The organism is Micromonospora gifhornensis, assembly GCF_016863515.1.
Lineage (GTDB): Bacteria > Actinomycetota > Actinomycetes > Mycobacteriales > Micromonosporaceae > Micromonospora > Micromonospora gifhornensis.
Genome location: NZ_BOPA01000059.1, coordinates 1 through 19,377 on the forward strand (window position 1 = coordinate 1; position 19,377 = coordinate 19,377).

General features: G+C 71.2%; 20 protein-coding genes. 17 read left to right on the forward strand and 3 right to left on the reverse strand.

Annotated elements, in window-relative coordinates; genetic code table 11:
- The 8 genes from Vgi01_RS28235 to Vgi01_RS28270 all read left to right on the forward strand — a co-directional run.
- Positions 1-651: 4-hydroxy-2-oxovalerate aldolase family protein (locus Vgi01_RS28235; RefSeq protein WP_505844382.1), on the forward strand; the 651-nt coding region annotated here is incomplete at its 5' end.
- Entirely contained in the window at positions 648-1,421 is a 774-nt protein-coding gene (locus Vgi01_RS28240) for a 2-keto-4-pentenoate hydratase (RefSeq protein WP_204293091.1), read from the forward strand. The genes Vgi01_RS28235 and Vgi01_RS28240, both read left to right, overlap by 4 nt.
- A complete protein-coding gene (locus tag Vgi01_RS28245; RefSeq protein ID WP_102660844.1) occupies positions 1,418-1,849 on the forward strand; it encodes a RidA family protein in 432 nt (143 codons plus the stop codon). The genes Vgi01_RS28240 and Vgi01_RS28245 overlap by 4 nt, the downstream gene beginning before the upstream one ends.
- Positions 1,846-2,370 carry a 3-hydroxyanthranilate 3,4-dioxygenase gene (locus Vgi01_RS28250; RefSeq protein ID WP_102660843.1) on the forward strand — a complete coding sequence of 175 codons (525 nt, stop codon included), beginning with the start codon at positions 1,846-1,848 and terminating at the stop codon, positions 2,368-2,370. The genes Vgi01_RS28245 and Vgi01_RS28250 overlap by 4 nt, the downstream gene beginning before the upstream one ends.
- An 11-nt stretch (positions 2,371-2,381) precedes the next feature.
- Complete coding sequence (locus Vgi01_RS28255) at positions 2,382-3,383, forward strand: amidohydrolase family protein (RefSeq protein WP_204293101.1); 1,002 nt, start codon at positions 2,382-2,384, stop codon at positions 3,381-3,383.
- Positions 3,384-3,495: 112 nt separating this feature from the next.
- Positions 3,496-4,959, forward strand: a complete 1,464-nt coding sequence (locus Vgi01_RS28260; RefSeq protein WP_204293092.1) for an amidase — start codon at positions 3,496-3,498, stop codon at positions 4,957-4,959.
- Positions 4,960-5,005: 46 nt separating this feature from the next.
- Positions 5,006-5,317, forward strand: coding sequence for an aa3-type cytochrome oxidase subunit CtaJ (gene ctaJ / locus Vgi01_RS28265; protein ID WP_438803755.1), 312 nt, complete (start codon positions 5,006-5,008; stop codon positions 5,315-5,317).
- Positions 5,304-5,717, forward strand: a complete 414-nt coding sequence (locus tag Vgi01_RS28270) for a DUF5130 family protein (RefSeq protein ID WP_013735462.1) — start codon at positions 5,304-5,306, stop codon at positions 5,715-5,717. Before ctaJ ends, Vgi01_RS28270 begins: the two co-directional genes overlap by 14 nt.
- 173 nt (positions 5,718-5,890) lie before the next feature.
- Here Vgi01_RS28270 and pepN read toward each other — a convergent pair whose 3' ends face one another.
- Positions 5,891-8,440: an aminopeptidase N gene (pepN, locus tag Vgi01_RS28275; RefSeq protein WP_204293102.1), complete on the reverse strand. Its 2,550-nt coding sequence runs from the start codon at positions 8,438-8,440 to the stop codon at positions 5,891-5,893.
- A 217-nt stretch (positions 8,441-8,657) separates the two neighbouring features.
- Here pepN and Vgi01_RS28280 point away from each other — a divergent pair, with 217 nt between their 5' ends.
- The 3 genes from Vgi01_RS28280 to Vgi01_RS28290 all read left to right on the forward strand — a co-directional run bounded on the left by Vgi01_RS28280 (position 8,658) and on the right by Vgi01_RS28290 (position 11,891).
- A complete protein-coding gene (locus Vgi01_RS28280; protein WP_204293093.1) occupies positions 8,658-9,281 on the forward strand; it encodes a mycothiol-dependent nitroreductase Rv2466c family protein in 624 nt (207 codons plus the stop codon).
- Positions 9,282-10,058: 777 nt separating this feature from the next.
- Positions 10,059-11,264: a DUF1015 family protein gene (locus Vgi01_RS28285; RefSeq protein ID WP_204293094.1), complete on the forward strand. Its 1,206-nt coding sequence runs from the start codon at positions 10,059-10,061 to the stop codon at positions 11,262-11,264.
- Positions 11,265-11,423: 159 nt separating this feature from the next.
- A complete protein-coding gene (locus Vgi01_RS28290; protein WP_102660837.1) occupies positions 11,424-11,891 on the forward strand; it encodes a ribose-5-phosphate isomerase in 468 nt (155 codons plus the stop codon).
- Between the two features lie 196 nt (positions 11,892-12,087).
- Here Vgi01_RS28290 and Vgi01_RS28295 read toward each other — a convergent pair whose 3' ends face one another.
- Both Vgi01_RS28295 and Vgi01_RS28300 read right to left on the reverse strand, forming a co-directional pair.
- The gene (locus tag Vgi01_RS28295; RefSeq protein WP_102660836.1) at positions 12,088-12,408 is read right to left on the reverse strand and encodes a hypothetical protein; all 321 of its coding nucleotides are present in this window, start codon (positions 12,406-12,408) and stop codon (positions 12,088-12,090) included.
- A 201-nt stretch (positions 12,409-12,609) separates the two neighbouring features.
- On the reverse strand, positions 12,610-13,842 hold the full coding sequence (locus Vgi01_RS28300; RefSeq protein WP_204293095.1) for a GNAT family N-acetyltransferase: 1,233 nt from the start codon (positions 13,840-13,842) through the stop codon (positions 12,610-12,612).
- Between the two features lie 114 nt (positions 13,843-13,956).
- On the opposite strand from Vgi01_RS28300, the gene Vgi01_RS28305 reads away from it, so the two are divergent.
- From Vgi01_RS28305 to Vgi01_RS28330, 6 genes are all read left to right on the forward strand, one after another.
- The gene (locus Vgi01_RS28305; RefSeq protein WP_102660834.1) at positions 13,957-14,499 is read left to right on the forward strand and encodes a hypothetical protein; all 543 of its coding nucleotides are present in this window, start codon (positions 13,957-13,959) and stop codon (positions 14,497-14,499) included.
- Positions 14,500-14,863: 364 nt separating this feature from the next.
- Positions 14,864-15,226 (forward strand): hypothetical protein, encoded by a 363-nt coding sequence (locus Vgi01_RS28310; protein ID WP_013735453.1) that lies wholly within the window; start codon positions 14,864-14,866, stop codon positions 15,224-15,226.
- Positions 15,223-15,513: a hypothetical protein gene (locus Vgi01_RS28315; RefSeq protein ID WP_233197089.1), complete on the forward strand. Its 291-nt coding sequence runs from the start codon at positions 15,223-15,225 to the stop codon at positions 15,511-15,513. The genes Vgi01_RS28310 and Vgi01_RS28315 overlap by 4 nt, the downstream gene beginning before the upstream one ends.
- A gap of 9 nt (positions 15,514-15,522) precedes the next feature.
- Positions 15,523-16,539, forward strand: coding sequence for an MvdC/MvdD family ATP grasp protein (locus Vgi01_RS28320; RefSeq protein WP_102660832.1), 1,017 nt, complete (start codon positions 15,523-15,525; stop codon positions 16,537-16,539).
- Between the two features lies 1 nt (position 16,540).
- On the forward strand, positions 16,541-17,563 hold the full coding sequence (locus Vgi01_RS28325; protein WP_204293096.1) for a TlpA family protein disulfide reductase: 1,023 nt from the start codon (positions 16,541-16,543) through the stop codon (positions 17,561-17,563).
- Entirely contained in the window at positions 17,560-19,377 is a 1,818-nt protein-coding gene (locus Vgi01_RS28330) for an ABC transporter ATP-binding protein (RefSeq protein WP_204293097.1), read from the forward strand. Before Vgi01_RS28325 ends, Vgi01_RS28330 begins: the two co-directional genes overlap by 4 nt.

Here is a 19,377-nt window from a genome sequence, read left to right on the forward strand (position 1 = left end):
GGGGCGCACTGCGTCTACGTCACCGACTCCGGTGGTCGGCTGCTGATGTCCGATGTGGCGCAGCGGGTCGACGCGTACCGGCAGGTCCTCGATCCGAGCACCCAGATCGGCATCCACGCCCACCACAACCTCTCGCTCGGCGTGGCCAACAGCGTGGTCGCCGTGGAGCACGGCCGGATCGTCGGCGACGGGCCGCTCGGGTCACCGTCCGGGCGTACCGTCCGGGTGGACGCCTCGCTGGCCGGGATGGGTGCCGGGGCCGGCAACGCGCCGCTGGAGGTCTTCGTCGCGGTGGCCGAACTGCACGGCTGGAAGCACGGCTGTGACGTGTTCGCGTTGATGGACGCCGCCGACGACATCGTCCGCCCGTTGCAGGACCGGCCGGTCCAGGTCGACCGCGAAACCCTCTCCCTCGGGTACGCGGGGGTCTACTCCAGCTTCCTGCGACACGCCGAACGTGCCTCCGCCCGGTACGGCGTCGACGTCCGCTCGATCCTGGTCGAGCTGGGGCGGCGGCGGATGGTCGGCGGCCAGGAGGACATGATCGTTGACGTGGCGCTGGACCTGGCCCGCGACGGTGCCGGTGACCCGGCCCGCGACGACGCCGGGGAACCGGCGGTCACGCAAGCGCGAACCGAGGAGCAAGCATGAGCGGGCTGGACCCGGCCGGCATCGCCGAGCAGTTGGACAAGGCCGCCACCACCGCCACCGCGATCCCGCAGCTGGCCGCCGAGGCCGGCCTCGACGTCGACGCCGCGTACGGGGTGCAGACCGCCCTGGTGCAGCGTCGCCTCGACCGGGGCGAGCGGCTGGTCGGCCTGAAGATGGGGCTGACCAGCAAGGCGAAGATGGCCCAGGTCGGCGTCGACGAGGTGATCTGGGGGCGACTCACCGACGCGATGTGGGTGCCCGACGGGGGCAGCGTCGACGTGTCGACCTACATCCACCCCCGGGTCGAGCCGGAGGTGGCGTTCCTGCTGGACCGCATGCCCGAGCCCGGCGAGCCGCTCGGCGCGTTCACCGACGCCGTCCGCGCGGTCGCCCCGGCGATCGAGCTGATCGACTCCCGGTACGCGAACTTCACCTTCTCCCTGCCGGACGTGATCGCCGACAACACCTCGGCCGCCGCCTTCGTGGTCGGCCCCTGGTCGCCGGTGCCGGACGGGCTGGACAATCTCGGTGTGCTGCTGGAGATCGACGGCCGGGTGGCGCAGGTCGGCTCGACCGCGGCGATCCTCGGCGACCCGCGCCGGGCCCTCGACGAGGGCGTCCGCCTGGCGGGGCGGCACGGGGTGCGGCTGCGTGAGGGCTGGGTGTTCCTGGCCGGCGCGGCCACGGCCGCCGTCCCGCTGCGGCCCGGCGCTCAGGTCCGGGCAGTCGTCGAGAAGCTCGGCACCGCCAGCCTGAAGGCCGCGTCATGAGCGCGGAAGGGGCGCGGGTCGTCGCCGGGAAGGCTGTTCCCCGTGGTGCGTTCCCGCACGTCAAGGTGGCGAACGGGTTCGTCTTCGTGTCGGGTACGTCGTCACGGCGGCCGGACAACAGCTTCGCCGGAGTGTCGGTCGACGAGTTCGGTACGACGGACCTGGACATCCGGGTGCAGACCCGCGCGGTGATCGAGAACATCGGTGACCTGCTGCGTTCGGTCGGCGCCGACCTGTCCGACCTGGTGCAGGTGACGTCGTACCTGGTCAACATGAACGATTTCGGCGGGTACAACGAGGTGTGGGCGGAGTTCTTCGACGCCACCGGGCCGACCCGGACGACCGTGGCCGTGCACCAGTTGCCGCATCCGCACCTGCTGATCGAGATGCAAGCCGTGGCCGTGCTGCCCCAGGGAGGTCAGTCGTGAGTGAGATCGCCGAGCCGTTCAGCTTTCCGGGCTGGATCGCCGAGAACCAGCACCTGCTCAAGCCGCCGGTGGGCAACAAGGAGATGTTCCCCGGGTCCGACGACTTCATCGTGATGGTGGTGGGTGGCCCCAACCAGCGCACCGACTTCCACGTCGACCCGTACGAGGAGTTCTTCTACCAGGTCAAGGGCAACATGCACATCAACCTGATGACCCCGGAGGGGCCGCGTACGGTGCACGTGCGCGAGGGTCAGATGTGGATGCTGCCGCGCAACGTCCCGCACTCGCCGCAGCGCCCGGAGCCCGGCTCGATCGGCGTGGTGGTGGAGCGGGTCCGTCCGGAGGGCACGCTGGAGAAGTTCCAGTGGTACTGCCCCGAGTGCGGGCACAAGGTGCACGAGGTCGAGTTGCAGGTGCGCGACATCGCCGCCGACCTGCCTCCGGTGTTCGGCGCGTTCTACGCCGACGAGACGGCCCGCACCTGCGACAACTGCGGCACCCTGCACCCGGGCAAGGGCTGATGGCCCAGCCGCTGACTCACCCGGTGGTGGACGTGCACTCGCACGTCGTACCGAAGGGGTGGCCGGACCTCGCCGCGGCCTGCGGCGGGTCCGGCTGGCCCTGGCTGCGCATCGACTCGGAACGCGCCGCCATGATCATGGTGGGGGAGACCGAGTTCCGCCCGATCGGCGCGCAGTGCTGGGACGCGCCGACCCGACTGGCCGACATGACCGCCGACGGGGTCGACGTGCAGGTCGTCTCGCCCACCCCGGTCTTCTTCGGCTACGAACGCCCGGCCGACCAGGCGGTGAAGGTGGCCCGCATCTTCAACGACCTGACCCTGGAGGTCACTGCGGCCGGTGGCGACCGGCTGCTGCCGTTCTGCCAGGTGCCGTTGCAGGACCCGGACGCGGCCTGCGCCGAGTTGGACCGCTGCCTGGCGGCCGGCCACGTCGGCGTGGAGATCGGCAACCACGTGGGTGACCGGGACCTGGACGACGCCGGGATCGTGACGTTCCTGACCCACTGCGCCCAGGTCGGCGCCCCGGTCTTCGTCCACCCGTGGGACATGCCCGGCGGCCCTCGGCTCGACCGGTGGATGGCCCGCTGGCTGACCGGCATGCCGGCCGAGACCCACCTGTCGGTGCTGTCGATGATCCTCGGCGGGGTCTTCGACAAGGTGCCGCCCGGCCTGCGGATCTGCTTCGCCCATGGCGGCGGCAGCTTCCCGTTCTGGCTGGGACGGGCCGACAACGCCTGGCACCGCCGAGGCGACCTGGTACGCGGTGCCTCCGCCGCCCCGCCCAGCTCGTACGTCGACCGCTTCTTCGTCGACTCGGTGGTCTTCGCGCCACCGGCGCTGCGCCTGCTGGTCGACACCATGGGCGTCGACCAGGTGCTGCTCGGCAGCGACTACCCGTACCCGCTGGGGGAGCGGCCGGTCGGCCAGGTGATCCACGACGCCGACTTCCTCACCGAGGACCAGCGCGCACGGTTGCTGGGCGGCAATGCCCGACGCTTCCTGTACGGCTGACCGGGGCGCCCGCTCCTGACCCGCAGCGGTCCTGCTCGAAGTGGCTGAAATCGGTCATCTTGATCGGCGCGTGCCGACCGCATCGTGCTGACGGGCAGGGCAGGATGGCTCTATGGCCGAGCCGCACGACCTGACCGCGTTGGAGCAGGCCGAGGCGATCGTCCGTGGTGAGTTGTCCAGCCTGGAGGTGGTCGAGCACCACCTGCGCCGCGTCGACGCGCTCGGCGACACCGTCGGCGCGTTCGTCACGGTCACCGCCGGCCAGGCCCGCGAGGCCGCCCGCGCCGCCGACGCGACACCACCCGGTGAACGCGGGCCGTTGCACGGCGTACCGACCGCGATCAAGGACCTGACGTTGACCGCCGGGGTACGCACCACCTTCGGCTCGGCCGCCTTCGCCGACTTCGTCCCGCCGGTCGACGCCGACGTGGTGCGGTTCATCAAGGCGGCCGGACTGGTCATCCTCGGCAAGACCACCACCTCCGAGCTGGGCTGCTCGCTCTACTCGGAGGGGTTGGTGGCCCCGCCGGCCCGTAACCCGTGGGACCTGTCGTACACCGCGGGTGGGTCCAGCGGAGGCGCGGCGGCGGCGGTGGCCGCGGGCCTGGTGCCGGTGGCGCAGGGTTCCGACGGTGGTGGCTCGCTGCGCATCCCGGCGTCCCTGTGCGGCCTGATCGGCTACAAACCCAGCCGTGGCCTGGTCTCCAGCGGTCCGCTCGGCTTCGGCGCCTACGGCCTGCCGAGCAACGGGCCGATCGGGCGTACGGTCGCCGACGTGGCCGCGTTGCTCGACGTGATGGCCGCTGCGGTGCCGGGCGAGCCGTACCTGCCGCCGCCCTCGCCGGCCGGGGGCTACCTGGGTGCGGCCCGGGCCGCCGCGCCGGGTCGGCTGCGGGTCGGCCGGTTCACCGCCGCGATGCTCGTCGACGAGCCCGTGCACCCGGACTGCGTCGCCGCGGTGGACCGGGCCGCCGCGCTGCTCACCGCCGCCGGCCACGAGGTGGTCGAGGTGCCACCGCCGCTCGGGCCGGAGGTCTGGCCGCTGTTCGAGACCCTCTGGTACGTCTTGGCGCTCACCCCGGTGCCGCCCGAAGGGGAGCACCTGCTGCTGCCGTTGACCCGTTTCATGCGGTCCCGAGGTGCCGACGTCTCCGCCGGCACCCTGACCACCACCCTGGGCGAGCTGCAAACGCAGGTACGCGCCGGTGTCCGCCGCACCGCCGGCTGTGACCTGCTGCTCTGCCCGACGTTGTCCGCGCCGCAGGCTCCGGTCGGCTGGTTCACCCAGGGGCGCACCCCGGAGGAGGACTTCGACCGGCAACGCCGCTTCTCGCCGTACTGTGCGGTGTTCAACGTCACGGGTGATCCGTCCGTCTCGTTGCCGGTCGGAACGACCGCCGAAGGGCTGCCGGTGGGGGTGCTCCTCACCGGACGGTACGGGGCCGACGCGACACTGATCGCCACAGCTGCGCAGCTTGAGCGCTCCTGTGGCGGTTGGGATCGCCACCCCGTGGTCTGGCGGGGCGTCGACTCCGCTAACGTGAGTGGCAGCGGAGTCGGGAGGTCACCGCGGTGATCCGTCACCCGATCCGGTCGAAGGTCTCTCTTTCCGCCTGGGGGCGTTGGGATTGTCTGTAACCGACACGTTGCTGGTCTTCGTCGGCATCCCGGCAGCCGTCGTGCTGGTGATCGCCGGCCTCGTGTACGCGGGCAGCAGCCGAGACGGCGGTGGCGGCGCGAAGCGCTACCGGCCGGGCCGTCCGTTCAACTTCACGCCGGTCTGGTTCCTCGGTGAGCCGGGCGAGCTGGCCGACTCGGCCGGCGCGGTGCTGGCCGCCGGTGCACAGGCACCGGCGTTGACCAGCCGCAAGCAGGAGCAGGCCGGCGTCGAGACGCCGGCCGGTGGAACCGGAGGCGCAAGTGACCGTTGGTGAGATGCAGCCCGAGACCGGGACGGAGCCCCGGCCCGACGTGCTCGACGGGCCGTTCTCGACCCGCCAGCTGCTGCGCATCGACGAGGCGCTGCGGCTGGCCGACCGGACGACCGGACTTGTCTTCTCGGTCTTCGTCGGCGGTCTCGACGAGCCGATCCGGGAGCACGCCGAGCGGCTGCACCGGCAGCTGGCCAACCCGGACCGCTCGGTGCTGATCGCCGTCTCGCCCAACCAGCGGCAGCTGGAGATCGTCACCGGCCGGTACGCCCGCAAGCGGGTCCCCGACACGTACGCCAAGATCGCTGCGCTGTCGATGGTGGCCTCGTTCGGCGGTGGCGACCTGGCCGGCGGCATCATCCAGGGCCTCGACCAGCTCTCCCGCTACGCCGGCAAGGGCTGACCGCTTCCGATACGTAAAGAGCCCGGCCCCGCGACGTGCGCGCGGGCCGGGCTCTTTCCTGTCGCTGGCCGGCCGGCTGACTAGCTGACTGGCTGACTAGCTGACTGGCTGGCCGGCTACGGCGGCCGGTGCCGGCGCGGGAGTGACCCACGCCGGCACCGCCGTCGTCCGTCTCAGGCGCTGCGCGCGTCCCGCGCCCGCGCCGCCACGGCCCGGACCACCCCGTCGCGGCCCTCGGCCACCAGCCGGCGCAGCGGTGCCGGGCTGCCCGGCTGCGCCAGCCAGGCGTCGGTCGCCTCGACGGTGTCCTCCTCGACCAGGTACGCCGGGTAGGCCAGCATCGCGAACTCCTGCGCCGGTTCGCTGTCCCGGTTGGCCCAGACCTGTCCCACGACCTCGAAGTACCGCGGCCGGTACGGCGTGATCAGTTCGACCTGCGCCGGGTGGCTGAAGCCCTGCAGCAGCGCCCGGTTGCGCCAGTTCGGCAGCGCCTCGGCACCGGTCAGCTGGGCCCAGACGGCAGCCTTGTTCTTCTCGGTCGGCACCAGCGCGTGCGCGTACGTGGCCTCCCGCTCACCGCTGGAGGTCCGGTCCCGGGCCAGCTCGGCGTCGATCTCCGGCGCGCCGGCCACCCCGTTGGCCACCAACGCCTGCAGCACGCTCCACCGCAGCTCGGTGTCGATGGTCAGCCCTTCCGTCACCTGCGTGCCGTCCAGCCAACCGCGCAGCACGGCCAGGTCCTCCGGGTCGCGGGCAGCCGAGACGTACGCCCGCGCCCACGCCAGCTGGAACCCGCTGCCCGGCTCGGCCGAGGCGACGGCGGTCCGCGCGGTACGGGCCAGCTCGGCCCAGCCGGTGGGCGCCCAGGCCGGGTCGGCGTAGAAGGTCAGGGCGCTGCTCGCCTGACGCAGGGTGGCGGTGACCAGGTTGATGTCCGTCTCGGCGGGCAGCCCGGCCAGCACCAGCGAGATGTAGTCGCGGGTGGCCAGTTCGGCGTCGCGGGTCATGTCCCACGCCGCCGTCCAACACAGCGCCCGCGCCAGTGACGAGTCGAAGCCGGCGATGTGCTGCACCACCGTGGCCATCGACCGCTCGTCCAACCGCAGCTTGGTGTAGGTGAGGTCGTCGTCGTTGAGCAGCAGCACGTCGGCCGCGGGCACGCCGACGAGCTGGGGCAGCTCGGTCAGCTCGCCGTCGATGTCGACCTCCAGACGCTCCCGGCGGACCAACCGGCCCTCGGTGAGGTCGTAGAGCCCGACGCCGATGCGGTGGGTACGCAGGGTCGGGTACCCCTCCGACGCCTCCTGCCGCACCAGCACCTGCTGGTACGTGCCGTCCGGACCGATGGTCAACTCGGGCCGCAGGGTGTTCACCTGCGCCGTCTCCAGCCACTGGCTGGCGAAGGTGCGCAGTTTGCGGCCGGAGGCGACCTCCAGTTCGGAGAGCAGGTCGTCGAAGGTGGCGTTACCCCAGGCGTACTTGGCGAAGTAGGCCCGCAGACCGGCCAGGAAGGACTCCAGGCCCACGTACGCGACCAGCTGCTTGAGCACGCTGGCGCCCTTGGCGTACGTGATGCCGTCGAAGTTGACCTCGACCGCCTCCAGGTCGGGCATCTCACAGTAGACCGGGTGGGTGGAGGAGAGCTGGTCCTGCCGGTAGCCCCAGTTCTTGCGGATCGACAGGAACGTCGTCCACGCCTCGGTGAACCGGGTGGCGTGCGTGTTGCACCAGTGGCTGGCCCACTCGGCAAAGGACTCGTTGAGCCACAGGTCGTTCCACCAGCGCATGGTGACCAGGTCACCGAACCACATGTGGGCCATCTCATGCAGGATCGTGTTGGCCCGCTGCTCGTACTCGAAGTCGGTGACCTGCGAGCGGAACAGGTAGTGCGACTCGGCGTGCGTGACACAGCCGAAGTTCTCCATCGCGCCGGCGTTGAAGTCCGGCACCCACAACTGGTCGTACTTCGGCAGCGGGTAGCGCACGCCGAACTGCTCGTGGAAGAAGTCGAAGCCCTGCTTGGTGATCAGGAACAGGTCGTCGCTGTCCAGGTACTGCGCCATCGAGGTCCGGCAGAACAGGCCCAGGTCGATGCCGTCGTGGCTGTCCCGCACCTCGTGGTACGGCCCGGCGCACAGCGCGGTGATGTAGGTGCTCATCCGCGCCGAGGTGGCGAAATGGACGGTCTTGAGGTCGTCGCCGGCCGGCTCGACGCGCTCCACCGGTGCGTTGGAGATCACCTTCCAGTGCTCCGGGACGGTGGCGTGCCAGGTGTAGACGCTCTTGAGATCCGGCTGGTCGAAGCAGGCGAAGACCCGCTGGGCGTCGGCCGTCTCGAACTGGCTGTAGAGATAGGTCTCCCCGTCCACCGGGTCGACGCTGCGGTGCAGCCCCTGCCCCGAGTTCGAGTACGCGAAGTCCGCGTCGACGACCAGGACGTTCTCGCCGGCCAGCCCGGTAAGCGTCAGTCCCTTCTCGGCGGAGAAGCCGGCCAGGTCGATCGACGTGCCGTTCAGCGTCGCCGAACGCACCGAGTCCGCCGCCACCTCGATGAAGGTGCTGGCACCCGGTTCGGTGCAGCGGAAGTGCACCTCTGTGATCGACCGGAAGGTACGACCCCCCGCCGCGTGGACGGCGCTGGACAGGTCCAGATTGATGTCGTACCCCGTCACGTCGAGCAGGCGAGCCCGCTCGGTCGCCTCGACCTGCGTCAGGTTGCGCACTCCCGGCACGTTCGTCTCCATCCCGTTCTCGCCGTACGCCACGGCCACATCGTCGTGGACCGCCCGTGACGGCCCGTCCGATGCCGAGTCTTCCATGCGCGGGCACCCGGTGGTGGGCGAGGTCACGCAGCCGTTTCCAGCCCTGTCGGGCGGGCGTGGAGTAAGGATCGGAGGGTGCACCGCAGGCACGGTGCCATCGATGCGAAGGGACCTCACCATGAACGAGCGCAGCAGCGTCGACATGTGGTTCGATCCGATCTGCCCCTGGGCGTGGATCACTTCCCGCTGGCTGCTGGAGGTGGAGCAGGTCCGCGACATCGAGGTCCGTTTCCACGTGATGAGCCTGTCGGTGCTCAACGAGGGCCGCGAGCTGCCCGAGCAGTACCAGGAGTCGATGCGTACCGGTTGGGGGCCGGTCCGGGTCTGCATCGCCGCGCAGCAGCGGTACGGGCCTGCCGTGCTCGGCGCCCTCTACACCGCCCTGGGCACCCGCATCCATCTGAGCAAGGAACGCCTCGGCCCGGAGTTGTTCGCCGCCGCCCTCACCGATGCCGGCCTGGACCCGCAGCTCGCCGCCGCCGCCGAGGACAGCCGGCTGGACACGGCCCTGCGGGAGAGCCACGAGGAGGGCATGCGCCCGGTCGGCCTGGAGGTCGGCACCCCGGTCATCCACGCGCCGGGCCTGGACGGACAGCAGGTGGCCTTCTTCGGCCCGGTGGTCACCCCGGCACCGAAGGGCGAGGCCGCCGGTCGGCTCTGGGACGGTGTGCTGCTGGTCGCCAGCACCCCCGGCTTCTTCGAACTCAAGCGCAGCCGCGATCTCGGACCCACCTTCGACTGAGGTGTAAGGAAGGGCACCTTATTAACGCCTCGTGCATAGCCCGGGCCCCTTGTTAACACCACACCTACGTCGCCTCCGAAGTCGCCTCGCGTGCCGGGTGCGGCGTCACCGCTGCCTTCGCGGACTCGTTTGACCGGGTGTCCGCAGAGTGCTGGCGGGCCGTACTGTGCCCGTCGGCCGCCGCTCGTGGAGGCGTCAGATGGCCAAACACCGTGCCCCGGTCGATGACCGTCGGAGCCGTAGGGAGGGGATCGGCAGCGCCGCGCCCTCTCCCACGGCGAACCTGCGCTGGCCGGTGCCCCGGCAGGATGTCGCCGAGAGCTGGCCGGCGCCCCGGCAGGAGCGTGCTGAGGACCGGTCGGCACCTCGGCAGGACCGCACTGAGGGCTGGTCGGGGCTGGGGCAGGAGCGCGGCTTGATGTGGCCGAGCCCACCTCCACACAGTCCCGACGGCCGGCCGGTACTGCAGCAGGAGCACCCGCTCAACGCGGCGGGGCCGCTGGGCCGCACCCCGGTGGTGGGCGTCGCCCGCGTTCCCGCCACTTCACGATTGACGCCGCCCGGCCGGGAGGTCCGCAACCAGGGCCCGCGGCCGGTGCGGCGGCCGGCGGTGCTGCCGGCCCCCGCCGGCCGGCATCGTCGTGCGGGCGAGTCGGAGTGTTAACAAGGGCACCTTGCTCTACCTGAGGCGTTAAGCCGGGGCCCTTCCTTTCACCTGGTGGGCGGGGTGTGGGTCCGGCGACGGAGCGGGAAGTGGCGACGGTAGCGTCATGGGTCATGACGGTCGTGCACCCGATCACCCGGGCTTGGATCACCACTGGCGGCACCGGAGCGCAGAACTATGACGAGTTCGCCGACGACGCGGAGATCACCGCGATCATCGAGGCGAATCCGCACAGCGCCCTCGGCATCGAGATGCCGCACCGGGCTCCGGAGAGCCTCGGCAAGACCTTCGGCGACGCCCTGCCGGACGCCGTGACCCGGCTCGCCGAGGCGAAGGCCGACGGCAGCTACACCCCCGCCGAGCAGGTGGTGGTGCTGTACCGGATCACCGCACCCGGCGAGGAGCCCGCGTACGGCATCTTCGCCATGGTCGACACCGATCAGATCTCCACCCGGGCCGACGAGCCCGGCCTGGTCATCCGCAACGAGGACGTCTTCATCGCCAAGGTGCGCGAGCGGGTCGCCCTGGCCGAGGCGCTGGGTCACCTGCTCTCGCCCGTACTGCTGCTGCAGACCGGGCGCGGTGACGAACTGCACGCCGCGCTCGCCAGGGCCACCGACGCGGCCGGCGCCCCCGCCGCCACCGACACCGACCAAACCGGGCGTACGCACGCCATCTGGCTGCTCGGGCCGGGCCCGGAGCAGGACGAGCTGACCGCGCTCGCCGGCGGTGGCGAACTGGTCGTCGCCGACGGCAACCACCGCAGCCTCGCCGCCCAGACCGGCGGGTTCCGCCGCTTCCTCGCGGTGGTCACCACGCCCGCCTCGGTGGCCATCCAGCCGTACAACCGTCTGGTCAGCGAGCTGCCGACCACCCCGGACGAACTGCTCGACCGGCTGCGCGCCGCCGGCGCGCAGATCACCGCCACCGACGGCCCGGTGCAGGTCCCGGCGACCGGCGGCAGCGTCGTGCTCCAGCTTCCCGGCCAGGCGTACGACGTGACGCTGCCGCACACCGGCGCGAACCGGTTGGAGAACCTCGACCACGCCCTGGTCGAGCGGCTGCTGCTGCGTGAGGCCCTCGGCCTGGACCCGGGCGACAAGCGGATCACCTATGTCGGTGGCGACTACCCGGCGAGCTGGCTGACCGGTGAGGTCGAGGCCGGCCGGGCCGAGCTGGCCATCCTCATCGCGCCGGTGACCGTGGACGACTTCGTCGCGGTCAACCTGGCTCGGGAGAAGATGCCGCGCAAGAGCACCTGGTTCACCCCGAAGGCGCGCGGCGGCCTGGTGGTCGCCGAGTTGCCGGACCCCGCGTAAGACCCCGCGCCACCCGGTCGGGACGCCGATCCCGGTCGGTGCGGATGCCGGGTGGGCCGGGTGTGACGTGATGCTGCCGACCCCGCGGAAGGTGGCGTCCGTCGCGCCCGGCCCCGCCCCGGCGGTGCCCGGTCCGACGGGCCTGACAGACTGCCCGGTATGCGCGTCTACCTGGGATCCGATCACGCCGGTTTCGAGTTGAAGGTGCACCTGGCCAACCACCTCGCCAAGCAGGGGTACGAGGTGGTCGACGTCGGCCCGCACGTCTTCGACCCGGACGACGACTACCCGGCCTTCTGCCTGCACGCCGGCACCCGTGTGGTGGCCGACCCGGGCAGCCTGGGTGTGGTCATCGGTGGCTCCGGCAACGGCGAGCAGATCGCCGCCAACAAGGTCGCCGGGGTCCGTGCGGCGCTGGCCTGGAGCGTCGAGACGGCCCAGCTCGGCCGGCAGCACAACGACGCCAACGTGGTCGCGGTCGGTGCCCGTCAGCACACCCTCGACGAGGCGACCGCCATCGTCGAGGCGTTCCTGACCACCGCCTTCTCCGGCAGCGAGCGGCACGCCCGCCGGATCGCGCAGGTCGCCGACTACGAGCAGACCCGCAAACTGCCCGACCTGCCCTGACCCCTCCGCACCTGCCCTGGGCAACCCCATCCGTCGGGATCCGCTCGGGGCCGCGCCAGCACCGCGCCTCGATCCGGGATCGAGTGGTCTCCCCGTCGTCGGGACACCACTGGATCCCGGATCGAGCACGATCTGGAACCGCCAGGTGCCAGGTGCCACGCCAGGTGGGGTTGGTCGGCCAGCACGTCGGCCGGCGTCAGCGGCGGGGGAGTTCGTCGCGGGGGGTCCAGTTCCGCCGCACGATGACGATGTCGGCTTCGGCTGCGGCGAGGTCCTCGTCGGTGGGCCGGGCGGCGTCTCTGGCCCGCATGGCCGCTGTCACGCTCACCTGTGACGAGCCCGAGCCGACCAGCCCGCGTAGCCCACGCTCGTTCTCCTCGGCCCCGCCGCGTCGTCCGCGAGGCGGCTCCGTGTTGTCGTGCACCCCTGCTGTGGTCGCTGCGGCGCTGGAATCAGCGGTCCCCTGTGCTCCGCCCTGGTGCCGGTGTCGTCGTCGCCGTCGTGCCTCGTCCGCCACCCCCCGACCCTACCTGGGCTGACGGTTGTCGATCACGGTCTCGGGGCCTTCTCCACCCCCGATATTTGACACTGAAAGCACACACGGGCACGGCAGTAGGCGCTGTCAGCGGTGTGACGTGGGGTCGGACGCAGCACTGTGCCGCCGGTCAGGAACCGGCTCGGCTCCCGACCGGCGGTCGGTGTGACTTCCGTGCAGGGGTCAGAAGACTTCCAGGGCCGAGGGGGCGCGGTGCCAGATGAACGCGGGGTCGGCGACGGCCAGCGCACCGGGCTGCAGCTCGCGTACCCGGCCGGCGTCGGCCAGGGCGGTCAGGGTGCCACCCCCGAGGAAGAGTTCGCCCAGGCAGCTGATGTCGCAGGCCAAATCGGCCGGACCATTCGCCGGTACGCAGCTGGCCGTCTTCGGGCCCCCCTGTAGCCGCCACCGGCCGCTGTTCTCCGGCAGCAGGTCGTCGGTCACCTCGATGACCACGTCGACGTCGGTGGCGTAGCGGCGGGCGGCCATCGCGGCCGGCACGTCCACCACGCGTACCCACAGGGCGTCGACCAGCCGCGGGTTGAGTCGGCGTGGTTCGTCGACCAGCCGCAGCAGGGGCTCGTCCACGGCGGCCCGGAGGAAGGTCACCTGGCGGGTCAGGTCGATCGAGAGCAGCATCCGCCAGATCGCCCGGTACCCGGCGACACTCGTCGCCACCACCTCGTCGACGCTGGTCTGGCACTTCGGGCCGGTGCCGTCCCAGTCGGACTTGGTGCGGAACAGTCCGTACCCGTCGACGCCGTCAGGTCCTTCGTGCAGCACCACCCGTCGTTCGGTGGCACCTCCCCGGTGGGCCTCCGGGTCGAGCAGGACATAGCGCCACCACCGCTCGTCGCGGGCGGACCAGCCCGGCCGGGCCGCGCGTACGGTGTCGTACACCCGGGAGAGGTCGGCCAGGCGATCGGCCGGACGGTCCAGGCGTAGCCGGCCCTCGTCGGCAGTCGGCGGCGGTAGCCGCAGCTCGTTGGTGTCGCCGGTGAGCTGCAGGCGCTGTGCCGCCAACCCGTAGCCGAAGCGCGGGTAGATCCGTCCCTCGCTGGCCCAGAGCACCGCGACCGGTTCCCGGCGGGCCTCGTGGACCTCGCGTAGTTGTCGACGCATCAGCGCGGTGAGCAGACCACGCCGCCGATGGGTGGGCGCCACCCCGACCATGCTGACGTGTGCGGCCGGCACCTCACCGCCGGGCACCCCCAACGCCCGGGTGAACGCGGCAGTGGTGCCGACCAGTTCGGGACCGTCCCGTACCAGCAGGGCACGTTGCGGTTCGAAGATCACACGCTCGGTCTCGTGGGCTTCGGGTTCGAGGCCGTGGTGGAACAGGAAGTTGAGGAAACGGCCCATCTCGTCGAAGTCTTCGGCGCGGGCGCTGCTGATCGGCAAGGAAGTGCTGGTCACCGCTCGTGTGTATCGGATAGGTGCGGGTGCGGCGACCTATTTGCCGGCTGGCTACCCTCGAAGCAGGGCCCGGCGGTGATCAAGTTCATCGCCAGCCGAGGGGGAGGAAACGACATGGCCGACCAGACGCAGCCGTGGGCGGAACGGACCGTGGAGGTGCCGCCACCGCAGCCCGGCGCCGGCATTCCGCCGCAGCGTGACCCGTACCGGCGTGGCGTGGCCTCGGTGGGGGCCAGCGCGGCGCGTACCGAGCCGTTCACGGCGGTGGATCAGGTGCCGACGGGCACCGGCTGGCCGGGCGAGCCCGCGCCGCGCCGGCCGTTGAGCTGGCACATGGCGCAGTTGCGCAAGGGTGGCGAGTGGAGCGCTGCGGGCGCCCTGTTCGCTTTCGTGTGCTGGGGAATCTGGGCGATCTCCGGCGGCGGTGATCTCGCCGGACCGTTCCTGGTCTTCGTGCTGAGCCTGCTGGTGGCGGCCGGGCTCTTCGCGCTGACCCGGCTGCTGGGCCGGTTGGTGCTGGAACGGCAGTTGGGTCGGGTACGGCGCAGCGCCCGTGGCGCCCACCTGGTCACCGCGCTCTTCCTGACCGGACTGGGCATCGCCTACCTGCAACAGACCCAGTGGGTCATGGACGCCTGGAACTGGCTGACCACCTGAGGTCGCGTCGTCGGGCGGGTCGGCGCGTCATGCCGACCCGCCCGACGGCACCGGTCGCGGGCATCGCGACCGGAAGGTCGTCACTCCACCAGGACGGCCGCTGCATACCCGGACGGAGCCGGTTCATCCCCCGAGTCGGGTACGGTACGTGCGCGACCCGCCACACTACGGACATGACGGCATCTGTCCGGATTGGTGGCAAATTTATGATCGTCACCGTATTTTGGGTGCGCGGACACATTTTCCGGTAAGGGGAAAGTGACCGACCGGCGGGTGGAATATTGCAACCTCAAGCTTCCCTGGCTCGTGAAATTTCCATGTACACAGGTCTTCCTAAATGTGAATGCGTCTATAGGATGGCTCTGTGAGTAACGGGGCACAGGTCACGGGCGACGGATTCCCGGGGGGCGCGAGCGTCCCGGTCACCGTCCTCCGGCTGGACCGTCCCGAGCTCGACGGCACCCGTCTCGTCGTACGGGCCGTCGATGTCGAGCTGCGTGAACGTCGTCGCGGGCACCACCTTGCACCACTGGGATACCTCTACGACCGCGCCGACCACGACGAATTGGAATCCGATCTCATCCTTGACGCCGGGCACTACGACGCGGGTGACCAGACCTGGTCATTTTCCGCTGAGGTGCCCGGGATTATCGGCCTTACCGAGCCGCTGTCGTCGGCTGACAACCCGCCAGCCGAAAGAGTCGGAAAAGAAGGAGACCAGACGTGACGGCCACCCTGACGCGCAACCCCCTGCGCACCTCGCTGTCGATGACCAGTGGGCACGACTTCAGCCAGCCGCTGCCCGCCGACCACGACCGCCAGCCCTTCGGCTACCTCTTCGCCAACTGGGAGCCGGGCACTCCGGCGGAGACCGAGACCGAGCTCGGCTACTACGACGAAGACCAGCAGGTCTGGGTCACCCCGGACGGCGCCATCACCGCCGGTGTCTACACCAAGACCCGCACCTCCGGCTCCAACTGCGGAGACTGCGTGACCGACGACGCCTGCGCGTAAGGACGACGCATGACCACCTCGCCATCTGATCGCGGGATCCTGATCTTCACCCAGGACTTCGATCCCACGGTCGACCCCGTCGTGCGGACCCTCACCGCGCGGGGCGCCGACATCGTCCGCGTCGACCTGAGCTACTTCCCGCAGACGCTGACGTTCACCACCTCGGATTTCGATGGCGAGCGGCGGCGGCTGCTGCACCGCGGGCGGGAGGTCGATCTCGATCGGCTCTCCGGGGTGTGGTACCGCCGCCCCACAGCCTTCCGCTTCCACGAACAGATGAGCGAGGCCGAGCAGCAGTTCGCCCGCAACGAGGCGCTGCACGGCATCGGCGGCATCCTGCGCAGCACCGACTGCCTGTGGGTCAACCGCCCCGACGTCGACGCCGTCGCCGAACTCAAGCCCTACCAACTCCAGTTGGCCAAGCAGGTCGGCATGCGGGTGCCCCGCACCCTGCTCACCAACGACCCCGACGAGGTACGCGCCCTGGTCGGGGCCACCGACAAGCCCGTCGTCTACAAGGCACTCACCGGTGGGGTCATCCACTACCCGGGCGCTTTCCCGAGCGGCCTCTACACCACCGTCGTGGGCGAGGAGGTGCTGGCCAACGCCGACCGGGTCCAGCACACGATCTGCATGTTCCAGGAATACATCGAGAAGGCGTACGAAGTCCGGCTGACCGTCGTCGGGAACACCTGGTTCCCGGTGGTCATCGACTCGCAGGCGCTGCCCACCACCTCGGTGGACTGGCGGGGCGAGAACCACCTGCCGTACGGGCCGTACAAGCCGCTGCCCGACGAGGTGGTGGCGAAGACCCAACGCCTGCTCGACCACCTCGGCCTCGTCTACGCGGCCATCGACTTCATCGTCACCCCCGACGGGGAGTACGTCTTCCTGGAGGTGAACCCGGGCGGCCAGTTCATGTGGCTGCAGCACGACCTGGGTCTGCCGATGGACGAGACCATCGCCGACCTGCTGCTGGCCGGCGGCCCCTTCCGGCGGGGCGAGGTCACCCAGGTCGGCTACTGAGATGACCGGGGCGCTGCTGCTTGCCGCCCAGTTGGCCCTGGGCGGCACGTTCGGCTGGGCGCTGGTCGGCAAGGTGCGCAACCGGGCCGCCTTCGCGACCTTCCGCGCCTCGCTGCCCCGTACCGTCGGGGTGCCGGCGGCACGGGCGGGCGCGCTCGCCGTGGCGGTGCTGGCGGCCGAGGCGCTGACCGCCGCGGCGCTGCTGGCCGCCGTCGCCGTTCCGGCCCTCGCGCCCACTGCCTTCGCGCTGGCCACCGGCCTGTTCGGCGCCTTCACCGTGGCGGTGGCCGGGATGGTGCGCCGGGGTGTCCGCGAGCCCTGCCGCTGCTTCGGGGTCACCGAACGCCCACCCGGCCCCGCCCACGTCATCCGCAACCTGCTGCTGACGGCGGTCGCTCTCGGCGGGGCGGCGCTGGCCTTCGGCGGCGTCCGGCCACCGTCGCCGCCCACCCTCACCGCTGACCCGACCGGAGGTGACATGACGCTCATGACCGTCCTGCTGCTGGTGGTCACGGTGCTGTGTCTGGTCAACACCACAGTCCTGCTTGTCGTGCTCGCGCAGCTGCGGCGGCAGTCCACCCTGCTGAAGGTCAGCATCGAGGGGGTGGAGAACCCCGAGCCGATCATGCTGACCGCCGGTGCCACGATCGGCGACTTCACCGCCACCACGGTCGACGGCACGCCGGTGTCCCGGGCCGGGCTGCGGGGTGAAACCCTCGTGGCGTTCCTCTCGCCGAGCTGCCCGGCGTGCGCGGAGAGCCTGCCCGGCTTCGTCGCCCGGGCCGAGGCGATCCCCGGTGGACGGGAGCAGGCGCTGGCCGTCGTGTTGGGCTCCGGTGAGGCCGCCACCCAACTCTGCGACCGGCTCACGCCGGTGGCCCGGGTGGTCAACGAGCCCGAACGCGGTCCCGTGGCCCGCGCCTTCGGAGTGGACGGCTACCCCGCCTTCGGCCTGCTCTCCGACGACACGGTGATCGCCAGCCACTTCGTGCTCGACCGGGTGCCCGCCACCAGCGCCCCGTGATCAGACAAGCAGGCGGCTCGCTGATCGAGGCGACCCGGATGGCGTGGGCCGCGTCCCGCCGCTGGCTCATCGCCCGGGTGCTGCTCACCGTGGTGGGGGGCATGGTGCCCATCGCCGTCGCCTGGCTGATGAAGGTCGTACTGGACCGGCTGGCCGCCGGCGACGACCGGCTCACCGGGCCGGTGCTGCTGCTGGCCGGGGCGGGCGCCGCCGCCGTGCTCCTGCCCGAACTGGGCCGCTACGTCGACGCGGAGCTGCAACGGTCGGTCGGGCTGGCCGCCCGGCATCGGTTGTTCGCTGCCGTCGCCCGGATGCTCGGGCTGCGCCGGTTCGAGGATCCGGCCTTCCACGACCGGCTCAGCATCGCCGCGGAGACCGGCCCCGCCGGGCCGCCGGAGGTGGTCAGCGGCTTCCTCGGCGCGGCACAGGGGCTCATCACTATGCTCGCCTTCCTCACCACCCTGGCCGCGATCAACCCGTGGATGGTGCTGGTGGTGGCGGTGGCCGCCGTACCCACCCTGCGAGCGGAGCTGCGGCTGGGCCGGCAGCGCGCCGCGCTGCTCTGGGAGTACGGGCATGCCGCCCGGCGGGAGTTCTTCTACGCCCAGCTGATGACAAGCGTCACCGCCGCGAAGGAGGTCCGCCTGTACGGCCTGGGCGGGCTGTTCGGTGCCCGGATGCTCACCGAACTGCGCGGCATCCAGGCCGGCCAACGCCGAATGGACCGGCGCGAGCTGCTCGTGCAGTCCGTGCAGGGTCTGCTCGGCGCGGTGGTGGCCGGGCTCGGTCTGGTCTGGGCGGTCTCCGCCGCCCGGTCCGGCGCACTCACCATCGGCGACGTGTCGGTCTTCGTGGCCGCCGTCGCCGGCGTGCAGGGCGGGCTGAGCACCGCCTTCGTCAACGCCGGCCGGCTGCACGAGGCGATGCTGCTGTTCGGGCACTACCGCTTCGTCGTGGAGGCCCCACCCGACCTGCCTGCCCGCGCCACCGCGCTACCGGCGGTGCCACCACTGCGGCACGGCATCGAGTTCGACGACGTGTGGTTCCGCTACGGCGACGACCTGCCCTGGGTGCTGCGCGGGGTGAGCCTGCACATCCCCGCCGGCTCGTCGGTCGCCCTGGTCGGGCGCAACGGGGTCGGCAAGAGTTCCCTGGTCAAACTGCTGTGCCGGTTCTACGACCCGACCCGCGGCAGCATCCGCTGGGACGGCGTCGACCTGCGTGACCTGCCCCCGGCCGAGCTGCGGGCGCGGATCGGCGTGCTGTTCCAGGACTTCATGGCGTACGACCTCAGTGCCGCCGACAACATCGGCCTCGGCGAGGTGGCCGCCCTCGACGAACCGGCCCGGATCCGGGCGGCGGCCCAACTGGCCGGCGTCGACGACATCCTGTCGGCGCTGCCCCGCGGCTACGACACCCTGCTCACCCGGGTCTACATGAACGCCGAGGACCGCGACGACCCGACCACGGGAGTGGTGCTCTCCGGCGGGCAGTGGCAGCGGGTCGCGCTGGCCCGGGCGCTGATGCGCGAGGACGCCGACCTGCTCGTGCTCGACGAACCCAGCGCCGGCCTCGACGCCGAGGCCGAGTACGAGATCAGCCGACGACTCGCCGCACACCGCGCCGGCCGGACCAGCCTGCTGATCTCACACCGGATGAACACCGTCCGCGACGCCGACCTGATCGTCGTACTGGCCGACGGCACGATCACCGAACGCGGCGACCACCAGGAGCTGATCGACCTGAACGGCACGTACGCCCGACTGTTCCGCCGCCAGGCCGCCGGCTACCAGGACCCGCAACCGGCGGCCTGA

Coding starts and splice junctions, on each gene's coding strand:
- Vgi01_RS28305 (WP_102660834.1), top strand. CDS start 13,957: ATGGCCGACCAGACGCAGCCGTGGGCGGAACGGACCGTGGAGGTGCCG.
- Vgi01_RS28290 (WP_102660837.1), top strand. CDS start 11,424: ATGCGCGTCTACCTGGGATCCGATCACGCCGGTTTCGAGTTGAAGGTG.
- Vgi01_RS28320 (WP_102660832.1), top strand. CDS start 15,523: ATGACCACCTCGCCATCTGATCGCGGGATCCTGATCTTCACCCAGGAC.
- Vgi01_RS28260 (WP_204293092.1), top strand. CDS start 3,496: ATGGCCGAGCCGCACGACCTGACCGCGTTGGAGCAGGCCGAGGCGATC.
- Vgi01_RS28245 (WP_102660844.1), top strand. CDS start 1,418: ATGAGCGCGGAAGGGGCGCGGGTCGTCGCCGGGAAGGCTGTTCCCCGT.
- Vgi01_RS28325 (WP_204293096.1), top strand. CDS start 16,541: ATGACCGGGGCGCTGCTGCTTGCCGCCCAGTTGGCCCTGGGCGGCACG.
- Vgi01_RS28280 (WP_204293093.1), top strand. CDS start 8,658: ATGAACGAGCGCAGCAGCGTCGACATGTGGTTCGATCCGATCTGCCCC.
- Vgi01_RS28285 (WP_204293094.1), top strand. CDS start 10,059: ATGACGGTCGTGCACCCGATCACCCGGGCTTGGATCACCACTGGCGGC.
- Vgi01_RS28240 (WP_204293091.1), top strand. CDS start 648: ATGAGCGGGCTGGACCCGGCCGGCATCGCCGAGCAGTTGGACAAGGCC.